Annotated in this window: 1 pseudogene; it reads right to left on the reverse strand. The window is 33.3% G+C overall.

Annotated features, from left to right (window positions below):
- Positions 1-139: 139 nt before the first annotated feature.
- Positions 140-980, reverse strand: a pseudogene (locus tag BD31_RS01915) (deoxyribonuclease IV).
- Positions 981-1,147: the final 167 nt, after the last annotated feature.

Here is a 1,147-nt window from a genome sequence, read left to right on the forward strand (position 1 = left end):
GATGGCCCATATTCCCAGAATCCTGCTTGTGCATCAGCATAAACCTCACAACTAGGAAAATAAAATCCACGTTCAAGTGCTAGCTTCATTACTGCTTCATAGTCCATAATTCAATCCCTCAAAATCATCGAATAAATTTCTACGCAAATTCCTTTGCCTTTTTAATATTCTCAAAGTCATCTCTCTCATTATCAATGGGTGTCTCTAGTATAATTGGAATTTTTTTCTTGTTTACAAATTTTATGACAGCTGCAATTCCTTTTTCTCCAATTCCTCCCAATCCTAAATGATAATGCCTATCAAGATTGCAACCAATTTCTCCTTTAGCATCATTTAGATGAAGAATTTTTAGATTCTCTATTCCTACATATTTATTAAATTCAGCAAATGTTTCTTTAACTTTGTCTTCAGTTTTCAAATCATACCCTGCAACAAATGCATGACAAGTATCAAAACAGACACCAAACTTTTTTGCAGGTTTTAACTGCTTGAAGATTTCTCCTAACTGCTTAAAATCAGAACCAACAGAATTTTTTCTGCCCTGCGGTGTTTTCCAATAAAATCATCACATCATTTTTTGTTTGACCGGCTCTTGTCAACCCTTCAACTAATTTCTTAATTCCAGCTTCATCGCCTGTTCCTAAGTGACTACCAAGATGAGTCACTAGATATGGAATACCTAACTGTGCACATCTTTCAACTTCACTAATCAAAGTTTTAACTGATTTTTCAAATCCATCTTCTTTTGGAGTTGCAAGATTTGGTAAATATGGCATATGTGCACAAGTTGCAAATCTATCAATTTTACTTGCTTTTAATTTTGATTTGAAATTAGTAATGTCTTCTTTGGTTAGTTCTTTTGCATGCCAACCTCTGGGATTTCTTGTAAATATCTGAAAAGCAGAGCATTCTCTTTCAACAGCATTATCTACTGCTTTATCAATTGAACCTGAAATAGATACATGGCATCCTATCTGCATTTATGACATTTTTCTCAAAACATAATTTAAACCAGCGTGCAAAATCAAAAAATCAGATTTTTAAGTAAACTTGGTAAATTACCAACATGTTAGAACTAGGTACTGATGAATTTGCGAAATATCCATTCCTAGAAGGTGCTGGTAAAATTCTAAAAGATAAAGGCTTT

This window comes from Candidatus Nitrosopumilus salarius BD31 (assembly GCF_000242875.2).
Taxonomy (GTDB): Archaea; Thermoproteota; Nitrososphaeria; order Nitrososphaerales; family Nitrosopumilaceae; genus Nitrosopumilus; species Nitrosopumilus salarius.